Source organism: Amycolatopsis sp. NBC_01307 (genome assembly GCF_035975215.1).
Classification (GTDB): Bacteria; Actinomycetota; Actinomycetes; order Mycobacteriales; family Pseudonocardiaceae; genus Amycolatopsis.
The window spans coordinates 9,666,840-9,686,105 of sequence record NZ_CP108403.1; the positions used below are offsets into that span (position 1 = coordinate 9,666,840).

The 19,266-nt window shown below is 71.5% G+C and carries 24 protein-coding genes and 1 pseudogene; 12 read left to right on the plus strand and 13 right to left on the minus strand.

Annotated features, from left to right (window positions below):
* Positions 1-23: 23 nt before the first annotated feature.
* Positions 24-305, plus strand: coding sequence for a hypothetical protein (locus tag OG439_RS43520; RefSeq protein ID WP_326946207.1), 282 nt, complete (start codon positions 24-26; stop codon positions 303-305).
* Here the strand turns inward: OG439_RS43520 and OG439_RS43525 are convergent.
* Positions 286-786 carry a DinB family protein gene (locus tag OG439_RS43525; protein ID WP_326946208.1) on the minus strand — a complete coding sequence of 167 codons (501 nt, stop codon included), beginning with the start codon at positions 784-786 and terminating at the stop codon, positions 286-288. The two genes, OG439_RS43520 and OG439_RS43525, sit on opposite strands and share 20 nt — an antisense overlap.
* 100 nt (positions 787-886) lie before the next feature.
* On the opposite strand from OG439_RS43525, the gene OG439_RS43530 reads away from it, so the two are divergent.
* The 3 genes from OG439_RS43530 (at position 887) to OG439_RS43540 (ending at position 3,757) form a co-directional block, all read left to right on the plus strand.
* Positions 887-1,780 carry an LLM class flavin-dependent oxidoreductase gene (locus tag OG439_RS43530; protein WP_326946209.1) on the plus strand — a complete coding sequence of 298 codons (894 nt, stop codon included), beginning with the start codon at positions 887-889 and terminating at the stop codon, positions 1,778-1,780.
* A gap of 9 nt (positions 1,781-1,789) precedes the next feature.
* Positions 1,790-2,230, plus strand: a complete 441-nt coding sequence (locus OG439_RS43535) for a MarR family winged helix-turn-helix transcriptional regulator (protein WP_326946210.1) — start codon at positions 1,790-1,792, stop codon at positions 2,228-2,230.
* Between the two features lie 141 nt (positions 2,231-2,371).
* Complete coding sequence (locus OG439_RS43540; protein WP_326946211.1) at positions 2,372-3,757, plus strand: hypothetical protein; 1,386 nt, start codon at positions 2,372-2,374, stop codon at positions 3,755-3,757.
* On the opposite strand, the gene OG439_RS43545 is transcribed toward OG439_RS43540, so the two are convergent.
* Together OG439_RS43545 and OG439_RS43550 are read right to left on the minus strand one after the other, a co-directional pair.
* Complete coding sequence (locus OG439_RS43545; RefSeq protein WP_326946212.1) at positions 3,750-3,992, minus strand: acyl-CoA carboxylase subunit epsilon; 243 nt, start codon at positions 3,990-3,992, stop codon at positions 3,750-3,752. The genes OG439_RS43540 and OG439_RS43545 overlap by 8 nt on opposite strands.
* 8 nt (positions 3,993-4,000) lie before the next feature.
* Positions 4,001-5,638, minus strand: a complete 1,638-nt coding sequence (locus tag OG439_RS43550) for an acyl-CoA carboxylase subunit beta (RefSeq protein ID WP_326946213.1) — start codon at positions 5,636-5,638, stop codon at positions 4,001-4,003.
* Between the two features lie 55 nt (positions 5,639-5,693).
* On the opposite strand from OG439_RS43550, the gene OG439_RS43555 reads away from it, so the two are divergent.
* A complete protein-coding gene (locus OG439_RS43555) occupies positions 5,694-5,939 on the plus strand; it encodes a hypothetical protein (protein ID WP_326946214.1) in 246 nt (81 codons plus the stop codon).
* Positions 5,940-5,983: 44 nt separating this feature from the next.
* On the opposite strand, the gene OG439_RS43560 is transcribed toward OG439_RS43555, so the two are convergent.
* The 5 genes and pseudogenes from OG439_RS43560 to OG439_RS43580 all read right to left on the minus strand — a co-directional run bounded on the left by OG439_RS43560 (position 5,984) and on the right by OG439_RS43580 (position 10,245).
* The gene (locus OG439_RS43560) at positions 5,984-7,207 is read right to left on the minus strand and encodes an FAD-dependent monooxygenase (RefSeq protein ID WP_326946215.1); all 1,224 of its coding nucleotides are present in this window, start codon (positions 7,205-7,207) and stop codon (positions 5,984-5,986) included.
* 8 nt (positions 7,208-7,215) lie between these two features.
* Positions 7,216-7,858 (minus strand): annotated as a pseudogene (locus OG439_RS43565) (response regulator).
* Positions 7,855-8,946: a sensor histidine kinase gene (locus OG439_RS43570; protein ID WP_326946216.1), complete on the minus strand. Its 1,092-nt coding sequence runs from the start codon at positions 8,944-8,946 to the stop codon at positions 7,855-7,857. Before OG439_RS43570 ends, OG439_RS43565 begins: the two are co-directional and overlap by 4 nt.
* Positions 8,947-8,980: 34 nt before the next feature.
* Positions 8,981-9,772: an SRPBCC family protein gene (locus OG439_RS43575; protein WP_326946217.1), complete on the minus strand. Its 792-nt coding sequence runs from the start codon at positions 9,770-9,772 to the stop codon at positions 8,981-8,983.
* Between the two features lie 56 nt (positions 9,773-9,828).
* A complete protein-coding gene (locus OG439_RS43580) occupies positions 9,829-10,245 on the minus strand; it encodes a MarR family winged helix-turn-helix transcriptional regulator (protein ID WP_326946218.1) in 417 nt (138 codons plus the stop codon).
* 80 nt (positions 10,246-10,325) lie between these two features.
* Between OG439_RS43580 and OG439_RS43585 the strand changes: the two genes are divergently transcribed.
* Positions 10,326-10,889, plus strand: coding sequence for a flavodoxin family protein (locus tag OG439_RS43585; RefSeq protein WP_326946219.1), 564 nt, complete (start codon positions 10,326-10,328; stop codon positions 10,887-10,889).
* Here OG439_RS43585 and OG439_RS43590 read toward each other — a convergent pair.
* On the minus strand, positions 10,886-11,458 hold the full coding sequence (locus tag OG439_RS43590; protein WP_326946220.1) for a TetR/AcrR family transcriptional regulator: 573 nt from the start codon (positions 11,456-11,458) through the stop codon (positions 10,886-10,888). The two genes, OG439_RS43585 and OG439_RS43590, sit on opposite strands and share 4 nt — an antisense overlap.
* 73 nt (positions 11,459-11,531) lie before the next feature.
* Between OG439_RS43590 and OG439_RS43595 the strand changes: the two genes are divergently transcribed.
* A complete protein-coding gene (locus OG439_RS43595; RefSeq protein WP_326946221.1) occupies positions 11,532-12,722 on the plus strand; it encodes an FAD-dependent monooxygenase in 1,191 nt (396 codons plus the stop codon).
* On the opposite strand, the gene OG439_RS43600 is transcribed toward OG439_RS43595, so the two are convergent.
* Positions 12,694-13,053 (minus strand): winged helix-turn-helix transcriptional regulator, encoded by a 360-nt coding sequence (locus tag OG439_RS43600; protein WP_326946222.1) that lies wholly within the window; start codon positions 13,051-13,053, stop codon positions 12,694-12,696. The genes OG439_RS43595 and OG439_RS43600 overlap by 29 nt on opposite strands.
* Before the next feature lie 76 nt (positions 13,054-13,129).
* Here OG439_RS43600 and OG439_RS43605 point away from each other — a divergent pair, with 76 nt between their 5' ends.
* On the plus strand, positions 13,130-13,987 hold the full coding sequence (locus tag OG439_RS43605; RefSeq protein ID WP_326951762.1) for an NAD(P)-dependent oxidoreductase: 858 nt from the start codon (positions 13,130-13,132) through the stop codon (positions 13,985-13,987).
* Positions 13,984-14,733: an SDR family oxidoreductase gene (locus OG439_RS43610; protein WP_326946223.1), complete on the plus strand. Its 750-nt coding sequence runs from the start codon at positions 13,984-13,986 to the stop codon at positions 14,731-14,733. Before OG439_RS43605 ends, OG439_RS43610 begins: the two co-directional genes overlap by 4 nt.
* Positions 14,734-14,791: 58 nt before the next feature.
* On the opposite strand, the gene OG439_RS43615 is transcribed toward OG439_RS43610, so the two are convergent.
* Positions 14,792-15,559 (minus strand): NAD(P)H-dependent oxidoreductase, encoded by a 768-nt coding sequence (locus tag OG439_RS43615; RefSeq protein ID WP_326946224.1) that lies wholly within the window; start codon positions 15,557-15,559, stop codon positions 14,792-14,794.
* Between the two features lie 71 nt (positions 15,560-15,630).
* Here OG439_RS43615 and OG439_RS43620 point away from each other — a divergent pair, with 71 nt between their 5' ends.
* Together OG439_RS43620 and OG439_RS43625 are read left to right on the plus strand one after the other, a co-directional pair.
* Positions 15,631-16,629: a GlxA family transcriptional regulator gene (locus OG439_RS43620; protein WP_326946225.1), complete on the plus strand. Its 999-nt coding sequence runs from the start codon at positions 15,631-15,633 to the stop codon at positions 16,627-16,629.
* Between the two features lie 108 nt (positions 16,630-16,737).
* Positions 16,738-16,968, plus strand: coding sequence for a hypothetical protein (locus tag OG439_RS43625; protein ID WP_326946226.1), 231 nt, complete (start codon positions 16,738-16,740; stop codon positions 16,966-16,968).
* Here OG439_RS43625 and OG439_RS43630 read toward each other — a convergent pair.
* Positions 16,925-17,812, minus strand: a complete 888-nt coding sequence (locus OG439_RS43630; RefSeq protein ID WP_326946227.1) for a sigma-70 family RNA polymerase sigma factor — start codon at positions 17,810-17,812, stop codon at positions 16,925-16,927. The two genes, OG439_RS43625 and OG439_RS43630, sit on opposite strands and share 44 nt — an antisense overlap.
* 64 nt (positions 17,813-17,876) lie before the next feature.
* On the opposite strand from OG439_RS43630, the gene OG439_RS43635 reads away from it, so the two are divergent.
* Positions 17,877-18,902, plus strand: coding sequence for an alkene reductase (locus tag OG439_RS43635; RefSeq protein WP_326946228.1), 1,026 nt, complete (start codon positions 17,877-17,879; stop codon positions 18,900-18,902).
* Here the strand turns inward: OG439_RS43635 and OG439_RS43640 are convergent, their stop codons facing one another.
* Positions 18,903-19,241 (minus strand): VOC family protein, encoded by a 339-nt coding sequence (locus tag OG439_RS43640; protein ID WP_326946229.1) that lies wholly within the window; start codon positions 19,239-19,241, stop codon positions 18,903-18,905.
* Positions 19,242-19,266 lie beyond the last annotated feature (25 nt).

Here is a 19,266-nt window from a genome sequence, read left to right on the forward strand (position 1 = left end):
CCAGCGAGATCGGGGACGCGTACGTGACCCTTTGCGTGCACGCGGGCATCGCGGCCGCCGACGCGCTCTGCTGCGCCGGGTTGGGCGAACACGCCCAGGGGGAGAACCACAACGACGCGGTGGAACTCCTGGCCAGGGTGGACAAGGACGCCGGCCGGGCGTTGCGGGCGCTCTTGGCGCTGAAGACGAAGGCGGGCTACAGCCACACCTCGGCCACGGCGGAGGAGTTCAAGCGGGCCGGCCGGAACGCCGAGGCCCTTGTGCTGCGCGCCCGCGAGCGCGCAGCTAGATCTCCGGGCCGGTGACGCCGTCCAGCTGCTCGCGGATGATGTCCGCCTGGCCGGCGTGGCGGGCCGTCTCCTCGATTACGTGCACGTAGATCCAGCGCAGCGTCACCTCGCCCAGGTTGTGGTGCACGCCCGTGTCCGACAGCTCGTGTGCGGCCGCTATGCGCCGCGAGGTTTCGCACTGCTCGTCGTACTCTGCGAGAAGTGACTCGACCGTGTCTTCGGCCGTGGGGAAGAACTCGCCCGCCGGGCGGTCGGGGAGGTTCGGTTCGTCCGCCAGGACGCGCTGGAACCACGCCTGCTCCATCCAGCGCAGGTGCTTGAGCAACCCGCCGATCGACGTTCCGGTCGGCACCGGGCTGCGGCGGGCGTCCTCCTCGGACAGGCCCGAGACCTTCGCTCGGAAGATCGCCCGGTAGTTGTCGGCGAACGCCGAGAGCAGGGCGCGCTCGTCGGCGACGCCGGCGCGCGCCGCCAGGTCCAGGTGGGGGTCGGTCATGTGGCCCACGTTAGCGGCCGGGGCAATCCGTTTAGTGGAAGTTCGTGGTAAGAACTATGTATAGTCAGTTCGTAGCACGAACTAATAACTGGGAGGAACCATGGTGCTCTTCGGCATCGGCGGCTCGACGGCGGTGACGTCGGCGCGAAGCACCCTGCGGCAGGCCGTCCTGGCCGATCGGGGTGGGCTCGATCTGTTCAGCGTCTCCGATCACCCCTACAACGCCGACCGCCTCGACGCCTATGCCGAGATCGGCGTCGTTCTCGGGCGCACCGAACGGATCTCCGGGCTGGTCAGCGTGACCAACCTGCCGACGCGGCCCGCGCCGATGCTCGCCCGGGCCGTCACCTCGCTGTCCGCGCTGAGCGGGGGGCGGCTCGTGCTCGGGATGGGCGTCGGCGGGCTCTGGGACGACATCGCGCGGCTCGGCGTGACCAAGCTCAGCCCGAGGGAAGCCGTGCGCGCCTTCGAAGAGGGGATCCGGCTCGTCAAACAGCTCGGCGGTGGCGGGGCACCGGTGACCTTCGACGGCGAGTTCTACCAGGTCACCAACCTGGAGCCGGCGCAGGAAGCGATCCCGCCGGTGTGGACCGGCTCGGTCGGGCCGAAGTCCCTCGCCGTCACCGGGCGGGTCGCCGACGGGTGGATGCCCGGCCACGCCGCGGACTGGCTCAGCGAGCGCTACCGGACGTCGCGGCCCGTGATCGACCAAGCCGCGAAGGAAGCGGGCCGCGAGCCCGCGGATGTCGTCACCGTTTACAACTTCCCCGGGCGCATCACCGCTGAACCGCTCACGAAGACCCGTGGCGACGACGGACGCTGGATCGGTGGTTCGCCGGCGCAGTGGATAGAGGAGCTGACCGGCGCGGTGCTGGAGCACGACGCGAAAGGCTTTGTGCTCTTCGGCCCGGGTGGCCGGCCGCCCACCGACGACGACGTCGCGCGCTGGGCCGGGGAGATCGTGCCCGCCGTGCGCGAGGCGGTCGCGAAGTAGGGTGGCCTGATGGAGGCTCTCGGTGTGGTGGCCGGACTCGTGCGGTCGTCGTTCCTGGTGAATGCCGTCTACGCCGAGTCCGCGCGCGAGTACGGGCTCACCGTGCAGCAGGGGCAGCTGTTGTGCGTGCTGATGGCGCAGCCCTACGGCATGGGCGACCTCGGCGCGACGCTCGGCCTCGAGAAGTCCAGCCTCACCGGCCTCGTCGACCGCGCGGTCCGGCGCGGGCTCGTGCGCCGCGAGCCCGTCCCGGACGACCGCCGCGCGGTGCAGGTGGTCCTGACCGGCGAAGGCCGCGAACTGGCGGCGGACTTCTACGCGGCGACGTGCCGCCGGATCGAGGAGCTCGCGAGCGGTCTGCCGCCCGCCGAACGCGATCTGCTGGCGACGTTGCTGGGGCGCGTGGTCCAGGACAACGAGGTCCCGACGGTGTTCCTCGACGTGCGCTGATCCCGACTTTCGTCGGGCCGTGGCGGGGGTACGTTGCCGGGAGTTCACCGGCCGGTCCGCCTGCCGCCGGGAGGACCTCTTCTCCGCTCGTCACCGTGATGTCACCGATGTCGTCCAAGGTCCCCATCGCCGAGGAGCACCATGAAGCGCCTCATTCCGCTCGCTGTCGCCACGCTCGCCGCGGGTCTGCTGACCGCCGTTCCCGCGCACGCCGCCGTCACCCACCGGATCCTCTTCGACAACACCAAAGCCGAGACCGCCGGCAACGCCGACTGGATCGTCGGCACCTCGCAGCCCGACCCGACCGGGCAGAACTCCGCGCCACAGAAGGAAAGTGACTGGACCGGCGCGCTCTCGGCGTGGGGCGTCGCACTGCAGAAGACCGGGCAGTACAGCCTGAAGACGCTGCCCGCGGGCAACACGATCACCTACGGCACGTCGAACGCGCTGGACCTCAAGAACTTCGATGAATTCGTGCTGCCGGAACCGAACGTCGTCCTGAGCACCGCCGAAAAGACGGCGATCATGAAGTTCGTGCAGAACGGCGGTGGCCTGTTCCTGATCTCCGACCACACCGGCAGCGACCGCAACAACGACGGCTGGGACTCGCCGAAGATCATCAACGACCTGCTGACGAACAACGGCGTCGACAACACCGACCCGTTCGGCTTTTCGGTCGACCTGAAGAACATCACCAGCGATCACCCGGTGGCCATCACCGACTCCTCGAACCCCGTGCTGAACGGCTCGTTCGGCGCGGTGAAGAAGAGCCTGATCGCCAACGGCACGACGTTCACCCTCAAGCCCGCCGACAACCCGAACGTCAAGGGCCTCGCGTTCCTGAGCACGTCGTCACCGGGCAACAGCAACGCTTTCTTCGTGACGAGCACCTTCGGCTCGGGCCGCGTCGCGATCTGGGGTGACAGCTCGACCATCGACGACGGCACCGGCCAGTCCGGCAACACGCTCTACAACGGCTGGAGCGACACCACGGCCGACAACGACGCGCTCGGCCTCAACGCGACCGCGTGGCTCGCGGGCAGCGGCACGACCACGCCGCCGCCGACCGGCTGCACCGCCGGCCAGCTGCTGGTCAACCCGGGCTTCGAGTCGGGCAACACCGGCTGGACGGCGTCGGCGAGCGTCATCGGCCAGCACGCCTCCGACGCGCCCGCCCGCAGCGGCTCGTGGAACGCCTGGCTCGACGGCTACGGCACCGCCCACACGGACACGCTCAGCCAGACCGTCACGCTGCCGACCGGCTGCTCGTCGTACACGTTCTCGTTCTGGCTCAGCATCAACACCGCCGAGACGGGCACGACGGCGTACGACAAGCTGACCGTCAAGGCGGGCAGCACGACGCTGGCGACGTACAGCAACCTCAACGCGGCCAGCGGGTACCAGCAGCGGACCTTCTCGCTGTCCGCGTTCGCGGGTCAGTCCGTGACGCTCGCCTTCAGCGGCGTCGAGGGCTCGCAGCTGCAGACGTCGTTCATCGTGGACGACACCGCGCTCAACGTCAGTTAGGCAGACCCGAGGCGCGCCAAGCGCCTTCGCCGGGGTGGTGCGGCCGGCGCAGCGAAGTCGCGTGGTCGCCCCACCACGACGTCCGCGGCTTCGGCTTCCCGGGACCCCGGGCGGCCGACGCCGCGGCGACGACGGCCGTCAGCGCCGCCAGCTCGGCGTCGCTCGGGTTGCCCCGGACCACCCGCAGCAGGGGCCGCACCTCGTCGTTCGCGGAGTCGCTTACAGAGTCGTTCACCGAGTCGCTCACAGCGGGATGTTCCCGTGCTTCTTGGGCGGCAGCGACTCGCGTTTGTTGCGCAGCAACGACAACGCCCGCGCGACGTGCCCGCGTGTGTGCGCCGGCACGATCACCGAGTCGACGTAACCCCGCTCGGCCGCCGCGTACGGGTTGAGCAGCGTGTCCTCGTACTCCTGGAGCAGCTCGGCGCGCAGCTCGTCGACGTCCTTGCCCTCGTTCGCCGCGTTGGCCAACGTCTTGCGGTGCACGATGTTCACCGCGCCCTGCCCGCCCATCACCGCGACCTGCGCGGTCGGCCAGGCGAGGTTGATGTCGGCGCCGAGGTGCTTGGAGCCCATGACGTCGTACGCGCCGCCGAACGCCTTGCGCGTGATGATCGTGACCAGCGGGACCGTGGCCTCCGCGTAGGCGTAGATCAGCTTCGCGCCGCGGCGGATGATGCCGTTCCACTCCTGCTCGGTGCCCGGCAGGAAGCCCGGGACGTCGACGAAGGTGAGCACCGGGATGTTGAACGCGTCGCAGGTGCGGACGAACCGCGCGGCCTTCTCGGACGCGTCGATGTCGAGGCAGCCGGCGAACTGCGTCGGCTGGTTCGCTACGACGCCGACGCTCTGGCCGTCGACGCGGCCGAAGCCGACGATGATGTTCGGCGCGAACAGCTCGTGGACCTCGAGGAACTCGCCGTCGTCGACGACGCGGTTGATCACCTCGTGCATGTCGTACGGCGTGTTCGGCGAGTCCGGGATGAGCGTGTCGAGCTCGCGGTCGGCGTCGGTGACGTCTTCGAAGAACCCCGGCGGTGTGTCCGACGGCTCGAAGACCGGCGCGTCCGAGAGGTTGTTCTGCGGCAGGTAGGAGAGCAGTTCCTTGACGTAGGCGATCGCGTCCTCGTCGTCGGAACCGAGGTAGTGCGCGACGCCGGACTTCGTGTTGTGGGTGCGGCCGCCGCCGAGCTCCTCGAAGGTGACGTCCTCGCCGGTGACCGTCTTGACGACGTCCGGGCCGGTGATGAACATCTGCGACGTCTCGTCGACCATCACGACGAAGTCGGTCAGCGCGGGGGAGTAGACGTGCCCGCCCGCGTTCGCGCCCATGATCAGCGAGATCTGCGGGATGACGCCGGAGGCCTGCACGTTGCGGCGGAAGATCTCGCCGTAGAGGCCGAGCGAGACGACGCCCTCCTGGATGCGCGCGCCGCCGCCCTCGTTGATGCCCACGATCGGGCGGCCGGTCTTGATCGCCAGGTCCATCACCTTGACGATCTTCTCGCCGTACACCTCGCCGAGGCTGCCGCCGAAGATCGTCACGTCCTGGCTGAACACGCACACCGGACGGCCGTCGACGGTCCCGTAACCGGTGACGACGCCGTCGCCGTAGGGCCGGTTCTTCTCCTGGCCGAAGTTGGTCGAGCGGTGCCGGGCCAGCTCGTCGAGCTCCACGAACGAGTTCTCGTCCAGCAGCAGCTCGATCCGCTCGCGGGCGGTTTTCTTGCCCTTGGCGTGCTGCTTCTCCACCGCGCGGGCCGAGCCCGCGTGCACCGCCTCGTCGTACCGGCGGTACAGGTCGGCCAGCTTGCCGGCCGTGGTGTGGATGTCCGGTTCATCCTCGGGCGGCGTCCCGAGCGGCTCCGTCGCACTGCTCATGCCACGGGAGCTTAGCTACTTGCCGGTCACTTCGCGTGTGGCGTAGGCAACGTCCATGACCTTCCCGCCGATCCGGCTCCTGGGCCCCGCCGACCTGCCCGCCTGCGCCGACCTGGCCGAAGCGGCCGTCCTGGTGTCGTTCGATCGTGTGGCGTCGATCTCGATGGTGCTGGTCGCGCCCCGGTTCGAGCGGCGCGGTCCGGGCCGGGCGATCACCCGGCACGCCGTCGACGGCGGGTGCCAGGGTCCCGACGGCACCCGCACCCCGGCTGGTCCTCGACGGCCGGCCGCTCCCCGGTGACCCCGCGATGAGGTTCGCCCCGTTCACCCGGGCGGTGGGCTGACCTACGCGGTGGCCGGGATCGGATACTCCGGCAGCGTGATCGCCTCGGCCGGCGGCGTCATGAACTTGCCCGCCACGCCCGAGACCCGGCCGAGCAGCGGCGACGACGCCACGCGCACGGCGGTCCGGAACGCGGCGAGCTGCAGCCGGCTGCGCGGGTGGGCGATCTGAGGTGCCCCCGGCGGGAGCTGCTGCGCCTTGGTGACCAGCGGCCGCAGCACCTGCTCGTAGCGGGCGAAGGCGTCGCGCGGGTCGTCGTGGCCGGCGAGTTCTCCGGCCAGGACGTACGCGCCGGCCAGCGCCAGGGTGGTGCCCATGCCGCTGACCGGGGACGCGCAGTAGGCGGCGTCGCCGAGCAGCGCGACCCGGCCGCGGCTCCACCCGGCGAGCTTCGCCTGCCCGATGTCCTCGAAGTACAGCGAGCCGTTGTCCAGCTCGGCGAGCACGCGTGGGGCCGCCCAGCCGACGTCGGCGAACGTTGCCCGCAGGACGGCGGCGACGTCGTCGTGGCCGAGCCGGTCCAGGCCGCGGACGTCGGAGGTGAAGCTCAGCGACGCCTGGATGGTGCCGAGGTTGTCCGGGCGCAGCGACAGCATTCGCCCGCGCCCGCAGGGCAGCACGCGCCACCGGTCGGTGTCGTCGCCGGTGCGCGGGATCGCGAGGAAAGCGTTGTAGAGGCCCAGTTCGTCGATCCGCGCGTCGGGCATGACCAGCGCGCGGCTGCGTGAGCGCAGGCCTTCGGCGAGGACGACGGCGTCGAACCGGCGGGGCGAGCCCTGCTGGAACTCGACGTCCACGCCGGCGCCGTCGTCGTGCAGGGCGGTGATCTGGTCGCCGAAGACGTACTCGGCGTCGTCCTTGGAATGTGCGTAGAGGATCTTGGCGAACTGGCCGCGCAGGATCTCCAGCTCGGCCGTGCCGCCGGAGGTGTCGTCGGTGCCGCCGGCGAACGCGGCGATCGCGCGGCCGTGCTCGTCGACGAAGTCCGTGCCGGTCTCCCCGGTGTGGGCGGCGCGGACGGCGTCCTCCAGGCCCATCCGCCGGATGACCTGGCGCCCGACCCCGCGGACGTCGATGTTCTGGCCCTGCTCGCGCACGTGGTCGAAGCGCTCGACGACCGTCACCGCCCAGCCCGCCTTCGCGAGCCAGTGGGCCAGCGTGGGCCCGGCGATACTGGCCCCGGAAATCAGGATGCTGCGACTCAAGGTGTACCTCCCTCGACCCACCGTAGCCGTCAGGCGGTGCGGACGAGCCCCGACTCGTAGGCCGCGATCACCAGCTGGGCCCGGTCCCGCGCCGCGAGCTTGTGCAGCAGCCCGGCCGATGTGGGTCTTCACCGTCGCGATGCCCAGGTGCAGCCGCGCGGCGATCTCGTCGTTCGACAGGCCGCGCGCGATCAGCGTCAGCACCTCCTGCTCGCGGGCCGTCACGCCGTCCAGCCGCGTCACCGGCCCCGACGGCAGCCGCGCGAACTCCGCCACCAGCCGGCGGGTCACCGACGGCGCCAGCAGCGCGTCGCCGCCGGCGATGATCCCGATCGCCGCCAGCAGGTCCGCCGGGCGCGTGTCCTTGAGCAGGAAGCCGCTCGCGCCCGCGCGCAGAGCCGCGTAGACGTATTCGTCGAGGTCGAACGTCGTCAGCATCAGCACCCGCACCTCGGTTTCCGCGCAGATGCGGCGGGTCGCCTCGATGCCGTCCATCTCGGGCATCCGGACGTCCATCAGCACGACGTCCGGCTGTTCGTACCGGGCCAGGGCCACCGCTTCGACGCCGTCGGACGCCTCGCCGACCACCGTCAGCCCGGGCGCGCTGTCGACGAGCACGCGGAAACTGCCGCGCAGCAACGCCTGGTCGTCGGCGATGAGGACGCGGGTCATCGGGCCACGGCCGGTTCGTAGGGCAGGCGCGCGAAAACGCGGAAACCGCGCTCGCCGGGACCGGCGCTGAACTCGCCGCCGTAGACGGCCACGCGTTCGCGCATCCCGATCAGGCCGTGCCCGGGTTCCGCGGAGCCGCCGCGGCCGTCGTCGCGGACTTCGATGCGCACTTCGCCGTCCTCACCGGTGACGCGGATCCGGCACGTCGTCGCGCCCGCGTGCTTGACGACGTTGGTCAGCGCCTCCTGCACGATCCGGTACACCGACTGCCCGACGCCGTTCGGCAGCTCGTCGAGGCCGTCAACGACCAGGTCGACGGCCGGGCCGGCCTGCTGCGCGCGTTCGGCGAGGGCACGCAGGTCGTCGAGCGTCGGGGCGGGCGCCAGCGCCGGGACGCCGGTGCCGTCCCGCAGCACGCCCAGCATCCGCCGCAGCTCGGCGAGCGCCTCGCGGCTGGTCTCTTCGATGACACGCAAGGCTTCCCGCGCTTCGCCGGGCTGGTCGAGGGCGACGTGGTTGCCGACGGCCGCCTTCACCGCGATCAGGCTCATGCTGTGCGCGACGACGTCGTGCATCTCGCGGGCGATCCGCAGCCGTTCCGCCGAAACCGCCTGGTCCCGTTCGGTGACCGCGTGCTCCCGGCGGGCGCGCACGGTGAGGCCGAACGCGTACCCGACGATGAGCGCCCCCGTGCCGACGTTCACCGCCTGCGACGCGCTCGGCGTCGGCAGCGCGAACGAGAGCACGCCGACCTCGGCCAGCCCGGCGACGAACCCGATGCGGACGATCCGGTTGTCCAGCCGGCCCACGACGACGTAGAGCGCACAGGCCGCACCCACCGCGGCGACCCCGAGCACCGGGCCGCCGATCGGTACGGCCGCCGCCGTCAGCACCAGGGAGCCGACGTAGGTGGTCAGCGGCCACCACCGGCGCACGACGATCGGAACCACGCTCGCGACGAGGATCGTCCACCCGAGCCACCCGGGCAGCCAAGACGGGAGCGCCCACGCTCCGGCGGCGAGGTTGCCACCGGCGCCGAGCCCCAGCAGGACCGCCGCCAGGACGTCCAAGACCGTCCGAAATCGCATGAACCGACGGTAATGCGGCCGCCCGTGCCGCGCGTCAACCCTGAGTCGGACGCTCCGCGTAGTGCTTGCGCACGGCCTCGACGCGCTCGGCCGGCCAGTCCGGCAATTCGACGCCGTGGGTGGCGGCGAACAGCTTGTCGAGCTGCTCGTGCCGCCGGGCCAGCTGCGCGGCGACGTCGGGTTCAGGGGCCTCCGTGAACTCGACGCGGGTGCCTTCGAGCGGGTCGTGGACCACGTGCCAGCCGGGCTCGCCGGGCAGCAGCGCGCGGACTTCGTCGACGGGCTTCCAGACGAGGTCGCGGCGGAAGCGGATCGTGCCGTCTTCGAGGACTTCGCCGTCGCCGAGGCCGAAATCGTCCACATAGGACGCCATCGGGGCGTGCCAGTCCTCCGGCGGCTCGTGCGGCTCACCGGCGAGGCGGGCGTCGAGGGTGTCGAGGCAGACGTCCCAGCCCGCGGCCGTGCGGCCCGCGGCGAGCTTCGCGATCGCCGGGTCGCCGCGGCCGAAGGTGTGCGTGAACTCCAGGAGGCTGCCGTCGCCGTCCGGGGAGATCAGCCAGCGCAGGGTGTCGTCGTTCCAGGTGAAGGTGAACTCGCGCGGCGGGTCGACGGTGCGGACCTGGCCCGTGGTGACGTCGTCGGCGCCGGGGAAGGTGAACCGGATCGCGCCGCCGTCGCGCAGGTCGACGTCGACCGCGGCCGGGAACCAGTGCGCCAGCTCGGCCGGGTCGGTGATGGCGTGCCAGACCTTCTCCGGCGCGTGCTTCAGGCGGCGTTCCAGCCTGAGCGCGGGGCGATCGTCGACGGTCTGCAGCTTCGCGGGCACGGCGTCCTCCTGTTAGGTTGCCTGTGCCGGTATATAACCACTGCGGAATATGAGGGTCAAGCGCCGCGGACGGCGGAGACCGCCGTGGCCAGCTCCGGGTCGCTCGCGGCCTTGTCGAGCGCGGTGCGCAGGACGTCGCCGTAGGTCGGCTCGGTCTCGCCGTAGCGCCGGCGGCCGGCTTCGGTGATCACCGAGTAGACGCCGCGACGGTCGTCTTCGCACAGGTCGCGGACGGTCAGCCCGGCGTCTTCGAGGCGCGCGCACATCCGGCTGACCGAGCTCTGGTTGAGCCCGATCGCCTCGGCGAGCTCCTGCATCCGCAACTCGCCCTTGGGGCTCGCGGCCAGCTTGCCGAGCGCGCGGTACTCGGACAGGCCGAGCCCGTGGCGGCGGTGCAGCGCCTTGCCCAGCTCCTGCTCGATGCGGGCGTGCAGCACCAGAACCCGGCCCCAGGCCTGTTCGTCGACGGTCATCTCGCGACCTCCTCTTGACTTCAGGATACCTGTAGGGACACTCTTTATATGTACATGCAAGTAACTGGAGGGACCTGATCATGAGCGACCGCAGCTTCCTGTTCCTGGTCGGCGCCGCGCGGGCCGGGGGCAACACGGAGATGCTGGCCCGGCGGGCCGCGAAGGAGCTGCCGAGTGGCGCGGACCAGCGCTGGATCCGGCTGCCCGAGGTGCCGCTGGCGCCGTTCGAAGATCGCCGTCACGGCGCCGGCGAACACCCCGCGCCCGGTGCGAACGAACAGCTGCTGATGGACGCGACCTTCGCCGCGACGGACATCGTGATCGTGTCGCCGGTGTACTGGTACTCGGTCGCGGCGAGCGTGAAGCTGTACCTGGACTACTGGTCCGGCTGGATGCGCCTGCCGGTGGAGTTCAAGCCGCGGATGCGCGGGAAGTCGTTGTGGGGCGTGAGTGTCCTGAGCGAGACGGCGCGCGAGGCCCAGCCGCTGATCGGCACCCTCGAGCTGTGCGCGGAGTACCTGAGCATGAACTGGGGCGGCGTCCTGCTGGGCAACGGCAGCCGCCCGGGCGACGTCCTGCTGGACGACGCGGCCATGACGGCCGCGTCGACCTTCTTCACCGGCGCGGACCTCGTCGCCGCCTAAGCCAGGACGTCCTTCGTGAGCAGGCGCAGGCCCTGGATCAGGTCGGCGCCCGAGGGGGCGTGGTCCGGGTCGGCGAGCCACTGCAGCACCACGCCCGAAAGCAGGGCCTGGTGCACGGTGCCGACGGCCCGGGCCTCGGGGCTGCCGTCGTCGAGGCCCTGGAAGAGGTTCGCCAGCCCGAAGCGGGCCAGTTCGAGCGCCTTCGCCAGTTGCGCGCGGACGACCGGGTCGAGATCCGGCTGCGTGTAGGCCTCGAACGTCATCGCCCACATCCGCCGGTGCGCGGGGAACGACTCGATCACCCGCTGCCAGATCAGCTCGAAGCGCTCGGCCGGCGACGCGTCCGGCGGTGTCTCGACCTGCAGGGTCTTCGCCAGCGTCTCGCCCCACTCCTCGTTCGCCTCGATCAGCGCGGTGTTGAGCAGCGCCTCGCGGGAGCCGAAGTGGTAGCCGATCGCGGCCATGCTGACGTTCGCCGCCGAGGCCAGGTCCCGCACGCTCGTGCGGGCGTAGCCCTTCTCGTTGAGACAGCGCTTCGCGCCCGCCAGCAGTGCGTCCTTGTTGCCCATGTCCCGAGACTAGCACGAACGTCTTAGGCGATCGCCTTGCGCGATCGCCCAAATCCGGGTTACCGTTGCCGGCATGCAGAACAGACGAGTCCTCATCTCCGGCGCCAGCGTCGCCGGCCCCGCCCTGGCCTTCTGGCTCCGCCGCTACGGCTTCACGCCGACCGTGGTCGAACGCGCCCCTCGGCTCCGCGAAGGCGGCTACGCCGTCGACTTCCGCGGCGCTTCACTGCGCGTCCTCGACCGGATGGGCCTGCTCGGCCAGGTCGAGGTCGCGGCCACGAACATGGGCGAAGTGACCTATGTGGACGAAGGCAACCGGCCGCTGGTCGTCACGCCGCCGACGTTCCAGAGCGGCGAGCTGGAGATCCTGCGCGGCGACCTTTCGCGCATCCTGTACGACGCCACGAAGGACGACGTCGAGTACGTCTTCGGCGACTCGATCACCGGCGTCACCGAGCACGGCGACGGCGTCACGGTCACCTTCGAACACGGCGCGCCGCGTGAGTTCGACCTGGTCGTGGGCGCCGACGGGCTGCACTCGAACGTGCGCTCGCTCGCCTTCGGCGACGAGTCCCGGTACCGCCGCGACCTCGGCTACTACGTCTCGATCTTCACCGTGCCGAACCACCTCGGCCTCGACCACGTCGGCCGGTTCTACAACGAGCCGAACCGCACGATCGGCGTCTACAGCGCCCGCGACCACGCGGAAGCGAAAGCCTTGTTCTGGTTCGGTTCCGGGCCGCTCGCGTACGACCACCGCGACGTCGAAGCGCAACGTCGGATCGTCGAGGAGACCTTCGCGGACGCGGGCTGGGAGGCACCTGCCCTGCTCGACGGGATGCGGCAGGCACCTGACTTCTACTTCGACTCGGCGAGCCAGATCAAGCTCGACACCTACTCGAGCGGCCGGGTCGCGCTGGTCGGCGACGCCGCGTACTGCGCCGCGCCGCTCTCGGGCATGGGGACGAGCCTGGCGGTCGTCGGCGCGTACGTGCTGGCGGGCGAGCTCGCGGCGGCCGGCGGCGACCACGCGACGGCGTTCACCGCGTACCACGACGAGATGCGCGAGTTCGTCGCCGTGTGCCAGAAACTGGGGGAGGGCAACGGGAAGTGGTTCGTGCCGCCGACCCGTGCGTGGATCCGGCTGCGCAACCTCAACCTGCGGCTGCTGCCGCACCTGCCGTGGCGCAAGGTGATCGAGCAGCTGCCGCTCAAGGCGGGCAACGCGATCACGCTCAAGGAGTATGCGAAGGTGCCGGCGTGACGCCCCGGCGCTGCGCGATGCCGGCCATGTTCTCCTCGCCCCAGTCGCCCAGCGGCAGCAGCGCGGTGTTCAGCCGCTGACCCAGGCCGGTCAGCGAGTACTCGACCTTTGGCGGAACCTCGCGGAACACCTCGCGGTGCACGACCTCGTCCGCCTCCAGCTCCCGCAGCGCCTGGATCAGCATCTTCTCGCTGATCCCCGTCACCTTGCGCCGCAGCTCACCGAACCGCAGCGGCTCGGCGTGCAGCGCCCACAGGATCAGGGCCTTCCAGCGGCCGCCGACGACGTCGATCGCGGCGTCCAGCCCGCACCGGTAGCTTCGGGTCAGCATGCAGGATCCTTACGTTTTGGTGAGTACCCGACTATTTAGTCGGTACTTGTCCAGTGTAAAGCGCTTCAGCAGCATGATGGGCATGGGAGAAAGCAAGAAACAAGTGGGCGTGCTCGGCCTGGGGCGGATGGGCGCCGCCCTCGCCGGGGCGCTCTTGGGGGCGGGCCACGACGTCGTGGTGTGGAACCGGTCGCCGCTCAAGGCCGGTCCGCTGCTGGACCGCGGCGCCCGGCTCGCGGCCACGCCCGCGGAGGTCGCCACAGTGGACGTCGTGTTCAGCTGTCTGTCCACACACGACACTCAACAACCGGTGCTGGAGGAGCTGACGCCGGCGGTGCTGGTGAACCTCACCTCCGGCACACCGGAGCAGGCCCGCGACGTCGCGAAGTGGGCGGCCTCAAGGGGAATCGACTACGTGGACGGCGTGATCATGGCCGTCCCGCAGGGCATCGGCACGCCGGCCGCGCGGATCCTCTACGGCGGCTCGGCCACGGCGTTCGAGGCGCAGCGCGAGGTGCTGGAAGTGCTGGGGGAGCCGGTGTTCCTCGGCGAGGACGCCGGGCTCGCGGCGCTGTACGACCTGGCGCTGCTGGGCATCATGTGGTCGACGATGAGCGGCTACCTGCACGCGCTCGCGCTGGTCGGTACCGAAGGCGTCACGCCGGAGCAGTTCACGCCGATGGCGTTGCCGTGGCTCTCGGCGGTCGGCGGGTTCCTGACGGGCATGAGCGCCCAGGTGGCGAGCGGCGACTACACAACGGACGTCTCGGCTCTGGACATCAACGCGGCGGGGCTGAAGCTGCTGGTCGAGACGAGCCGGGCGCAGGGCATCAGCACGGTCGTGCCGGCGCCGCTGGCGGAGTTGTTCACCCGCGCGGTCGACGCCGGCCACGGCGCCCACGCGATCGCGAGTGTCATCGAGGAGATCCGGTGAAGTACCTGGGAAAGAAAGCCGTCGTCACCGGCGGCACACACGGGATGGGCCTGGCGGTGGTCCGCGCGCTGCTCGACGGCGGCGCGGAGGTGCTGCTGACCGGCCGCGACGTCTCGTCGTCGCGCGGGAAGCTACCGGGCAAAGCGCACCTGCTGTCCTCGGACGCGGCCAGCCTGGCCGACATCGACACGCTGGGCACGGTCGCCGCGGAGACGCTCGGCGAGCTGGACCTGGTGTTCGTCAACGTCGGTTTCGCGACGCTGACGCCGTACGAGGTGGCGACGCCCGAGGTCTACGACCGCACGTTCGACGTCAACACCAAGGGCGCGTACTTCACGGCCCAGCGGCTGGCGGGCCTGGTGCGGCCCGGGGGTTCGTTCGTGTTCACGACGTCGGTCGCGGCGGGGGCGGGCATCGCCGGCATGGGCCCGTACTCCGCGGCGAAGGCGGCGGTCCGGTCGTTCGCCCGGACGTACGCGGCCGAGCTGGCCCCGCGCGGGATCCGGGTGAACGTGGTCAGCCCGGGTTACACGGATACGCCGACCATGGGCGTGACCGGCGTCCCCGCGTCCGTCTTGGCGGCGTTCAAGGCCACGGGCGACGAGGTGACGCCGTTGAAGCGCCACGCGACCGCGGAGGAGGTGGCGACGGCGGTGCTGTTCCTGGCCTTCGACGCGACGTTCACCACGGGCGCGGACCTCCCGGTGGACGGCGGTCTGGGCCAGCGCCTGACCCTGCCCGCGTAACCGCCGTGAGGGGCACCCTCAGGGACTTCAAAGCCCTGAGGGTGCCCCTCACGGCACGTCAGCCGAGGTGGATGGCGAGGCCGGTGCCGCCGGGCGCGTAGGTGGGGCGGAGGACGAGGTCGTCGTCGTAGTCGCCGCCGTTCTGGGTGCGGAACCCCAGTAGCTCCGCGGTGTCCAAGGTGGACAGTCGCGTGCGCAGCAGGTCTTGGGACTCGGCGAACTCCTCCGGCGACACGCGGTCCGCGCCGTACACCGCGACCGGGGGCAGGACCGACATCCCCGCGTAGAACAGCGTCCCGTGGTGCAGCGGGAACAGGATGTCGTTCAGCGGGCCGTTGATCCCGCGCGGGCCGAGGGCGGGTTCGCGGGCGCCCGCGCTCAGGACCACCATCGCGCGTTTTCCCGTGAGCTTGCCTTCGCCGTAGCGGAGCGTGCGGCCGTCGTCGGCGCGGACGCCGTAGCCGAAACCCTTCACGAACACCCGGTCGAACCAGCCCTTGAGGATCGCCGGCATGCCGTACCACCACAACGGGAACTGCACGACGACCGCGTCCGCCCAAGCCAGCTTCTCGTGCTCGGCCACGATGTCCGCGCTCAGCTCACCACCGGCGTACGCGCGGGCGGACGTCGCCCCGACGACCAGCCGCTCGTCCCCGGCCGCCGTGCCGAAGTCGGCCGCGTCGACGACCGGGTTCCACTTCATCGCGTACAGGTCCGACTCCCGGACGTCGTGACCTAGCTCCCGCAGCGTCCGTAATCCGTCGTCGCGGAGGGCCCCGCCCAGCGAGCGCGGCTCGGGATGCGCGAATACCCACAAGACGTTCATGACCTCGATCATCACGCCGCCGGCGGACGCGATCGAGTGGCCCGATGGCCAACCTGTGCAAGAATCGAGCCATGGCCGAATTCGTGCACCCCGACCGTCACCACGTGGCCGTGCTGGTCCGGCACGGCATGCTCGTGATGGAGCTGGGCATCGTCCACCGCCTGTTCGGGCAGGCCCGCTCTGCGTCGGGCGAGCCCCTGTACGAGGTCGTGACCTGCGCACTCGAGCCGGGACTCGTGCGCACCGACTCCGACTTCACCATTCCGGTCGACCGCGGCCCGGAGGTCATCGCCGAGGCCGACACGGTGATCGTCCCGGCGTCCCGCGCCGAGTACGAGCCCATGGCGCGGGTGCTGACGCCGGCCCTCAAGGCCGCGCTGGAGCTGATCCCGGCGGGCGCGCGGATCGCGTCGATCTGCACGGGCGCGTTCGTGCTCGCCGCGGCCGGCCTGCTCGACGGCCGCCCGGCCACCACGCACTGGCGCTCCGCCGAGGAGCTCCAGGAGCGGTTCCCCGAGGTCCGGGTCGACCCGTGCGTGCTCTACACCGAAGACGGCAACGTGCTGACGTCCGCCGGGGTCGCCTCCGGGATCGACCTGGTGCTGCACATGATCCGCCGCGACCACGGCGCGGCCGTCGCCAACGAGGTCGCGCGCGGCACGGTCGTGTCCCCGCACCGCGAAGGCGGCCAGGCCCAGTTCGTCCGGCGGCCGGTGCCCGAGCCGCGGACGTCGTCGACCAAGGCCGCTCGCGCGTGGGCGCTGGAGAACCTGCACCGGCCGCTGACGCTGCGCGAGCTCGCCGCCCGCGAGGCCATGAGCACCCGCACGTTCACCCGCCGCTTCCGCGAAGAGGTCGGCATCTCGGCGCTGCAATGGCTTACGCAGCAACGCGTCGAGCGCGCCCGCCAGCTCCTGGAGGAGTCGGACCTGCCGGTCGACCGCGTCGCGGCCGAAGCCGGCTTCGGCACGGCGGCGTCCCTGCGCCAGCACTTCCAGGCCGCGCTCGGCGTGTCACCGAGCGCTTACCGCGTCACGTTCCGCGGCGAACTGGCCGCGCAGGCCGGCTGAATCCCGCTGGCGTGGCCGGCATGGCTCGACGGCGCGTGGCGGCTGGTCGTCTCCCCGGACCTGGACGTGCCGCACCGGCGCGGATTGCCGTACGCGCGGCATAACCTCGTGCTCGGCCTCGCCGCGCTGAACAAGCACGAGATGATCCTTTGGGACGTCTGGGGCGTGATCGACGACGCCGACGCCGAACTCAGCGCGGACGAGCTGGCCGAGCTGCTCGCCGACCCGGACCTCGAGCAGCTGCGGGTGGTCTTCGAAGCCGACGACGTCCGTGTGCCGCCGGTGATCCGTTCGGTCATCCCGCCGGGGCCGGTCCCGGTCGAGGTGGTGCTGCGGTGACCAAGGTGATCCGCAGCGCCGCCAGCCGCGCCGGGTCGGCGACCACGTCGTAGCCGGCCACCCGCTCGCCCTCGATCGTCACCAGCAACGCGAGCGTCAGCCGGCCGCGCGGGGCCACGACCACGCCGACGAAGCCGTCGATCAACGCCGGTTCCGCGAAGTGCGCCCGCTTGCCGAACACCTGCGTCTCCTCCGCCACCGCGCGGGCGCCGCGGACTTCGAGCGGCGCGCCGACCGGCAACGCGGCCGCGTCGGCGCGGCGGACGACGTCCGGGGCCAGCACCGTGAGCAGCTCGTCGAGGTCGCCGCCGCGGGCCGCGCTCAGGAAGGCGTCGACGACCCGGCGGTGCCGGGCGAGGTCGGTGGCGGGCAGGGGCGACGTGCCCCGGACGCGGTGCCGCGCGCGGCTGGCGAGCTTCTTCGCCGCCACCGGCGTGCGGTCCAGCACCGGCGCGATCCGGTCGAACGGCACGGCGAACAGGTCGTGCAGCACGAACGCGACCCGTTCGGCGGGGCCCAGCGCGTCGAGCACCACGAGCAGCGCGCGGCCCACCGAGTCGGCCAGCTCCACCTCGCCCGCCGGGTCGGCGTCGGCGGCCGGCTCGGGCAGCAGCTCGACCGGGTCCTCCCGGCGCGCCTTGCGCGAGCGCAGCGCGTCGAGGCAGACACGGGCGACGACCGTGGTCAGCCAGGCCGCGACGTTGTCGACGCCGCGCGCCCGGCTCAGCCGCAGCCACGCCTCCTGGACCGCGTCGTCCGCCTCGGTCGCCGAGCCCAGCATCCGGTGCGCCAGCCCGCGCAGCCTGCCGCGCTCGGCCTCGAACCGTTCCGCCAGCTCGTCCATCGGTCACCTTCCGCTCGCCTCAGCCGTCGCTCTCCTGACGAATCCCCGCGACCCGAGGTGACCGATGAGCTTGCTGACCCCGGCCGACCTGGGCGACTGGCGCCTGCCGAACCGCGTGGTGCTGGCGCCGACGACCCGCGCCCGCGGCCGCGTGCCCACGGACTTGCACGCCGAGTACTACGCGCAGCGTGCGGGCGCCGGGCTCGTCATCACCGAGGGGACCTGGGTGAGCGACCGGGCCGTCGGCTTCCCGGACGTGCCCGGGGTGCACACCGAGGAGCAGGTCGCCGGGTGGCGGCGGGTCACGGACGTCGTGCACGCGCTCGGCGGCCGGATCGTGCTGCAGCTGTGGCACACCGGCGCGGTGTCGCACGCGGAGTTCCTCGGCGCACGGCCGGCGGGGCCGTCCGCGGTCGATCCGGCGGAGTCCGTGCACACGCCCAGCGGCCGGCGGCCCACGGTGACGCCGCGCGAGATGAGCGCCGGCGAGATCGAGCGGACCGTCGAGGACTACCGGACGGCGGCCGTGAACGCCCGGCGCGCCGGGTTCGACGGTGTCGAGGTCGCCGCGCACGGCGTCTACCTGCTCGCGCAGTTCCTGCACCCGCGGCTGAACCGGCGCCGCGACGCGTACGGCGGTTCGGCGCGGGCCCGGCGGAAGCTGGTGCTGGACGTCGTCGGCGCCGTGGCCGGTGCCGGGATCGCCGTGGGCGTGCGGCTCGCGCCGTACTGGACCGGCGGACTGTTCACTGTGGACGATGGCGTCCGGGCCGACCTCGACGAGCTGGTCCGCGAACTGGGCTCGCTCGCTTACCTGCACCTGCGCGGGCCGGACACGGGACCGGACTTCGCCGCCTTCGCGCGCTATCGGCGGCTGTTCGACGGACCGCTGATCGTCAACAACGGCTTCGACCGGGACTCGGGAAACGCCGTGGTCGAGGCGGGGATCGCCGACGCCGTCTCGTACGCCCGGCACTTCGTCGCGAACCCGGACCTGGTGACGCGGTTCGCGCTCGGCCGCGACCTCGCCGCCGGCGACCCGGCGACGTACTACGGCGGCGGGGTCGACGGATACCTGTGTCACGGCTGATCACTCCTCCGGACACCAGAGGGCCAGCTCGCTCCCGCCCGGCTCGCGGAAGTGGAACCGCCGCCCGCCGGGGAAACCGAACGGCTCGACGGTGACCACCCCACCGGCCGCCTCGACGGCGGTGCGGGCCGCCGCGAGGTCATCCGTGCGGATCGTGACGAGGGGCGCGGGGGCTTGCGCGGCCGTGTCGGCCTGGAACCCGAAGGTGATCCCGGCCGCGCGGACGTCCGCGTACTCCGGGCCGTACGGCGTGACCGCCCACCCGAACGCGTGCTCGAAGAACCGGCCCGACGCCGCGGACGACGTGGACGGGAATTCGACGAAGTCGACTTCGTACATGCCGCCGACGCTAGCGGCGACCACC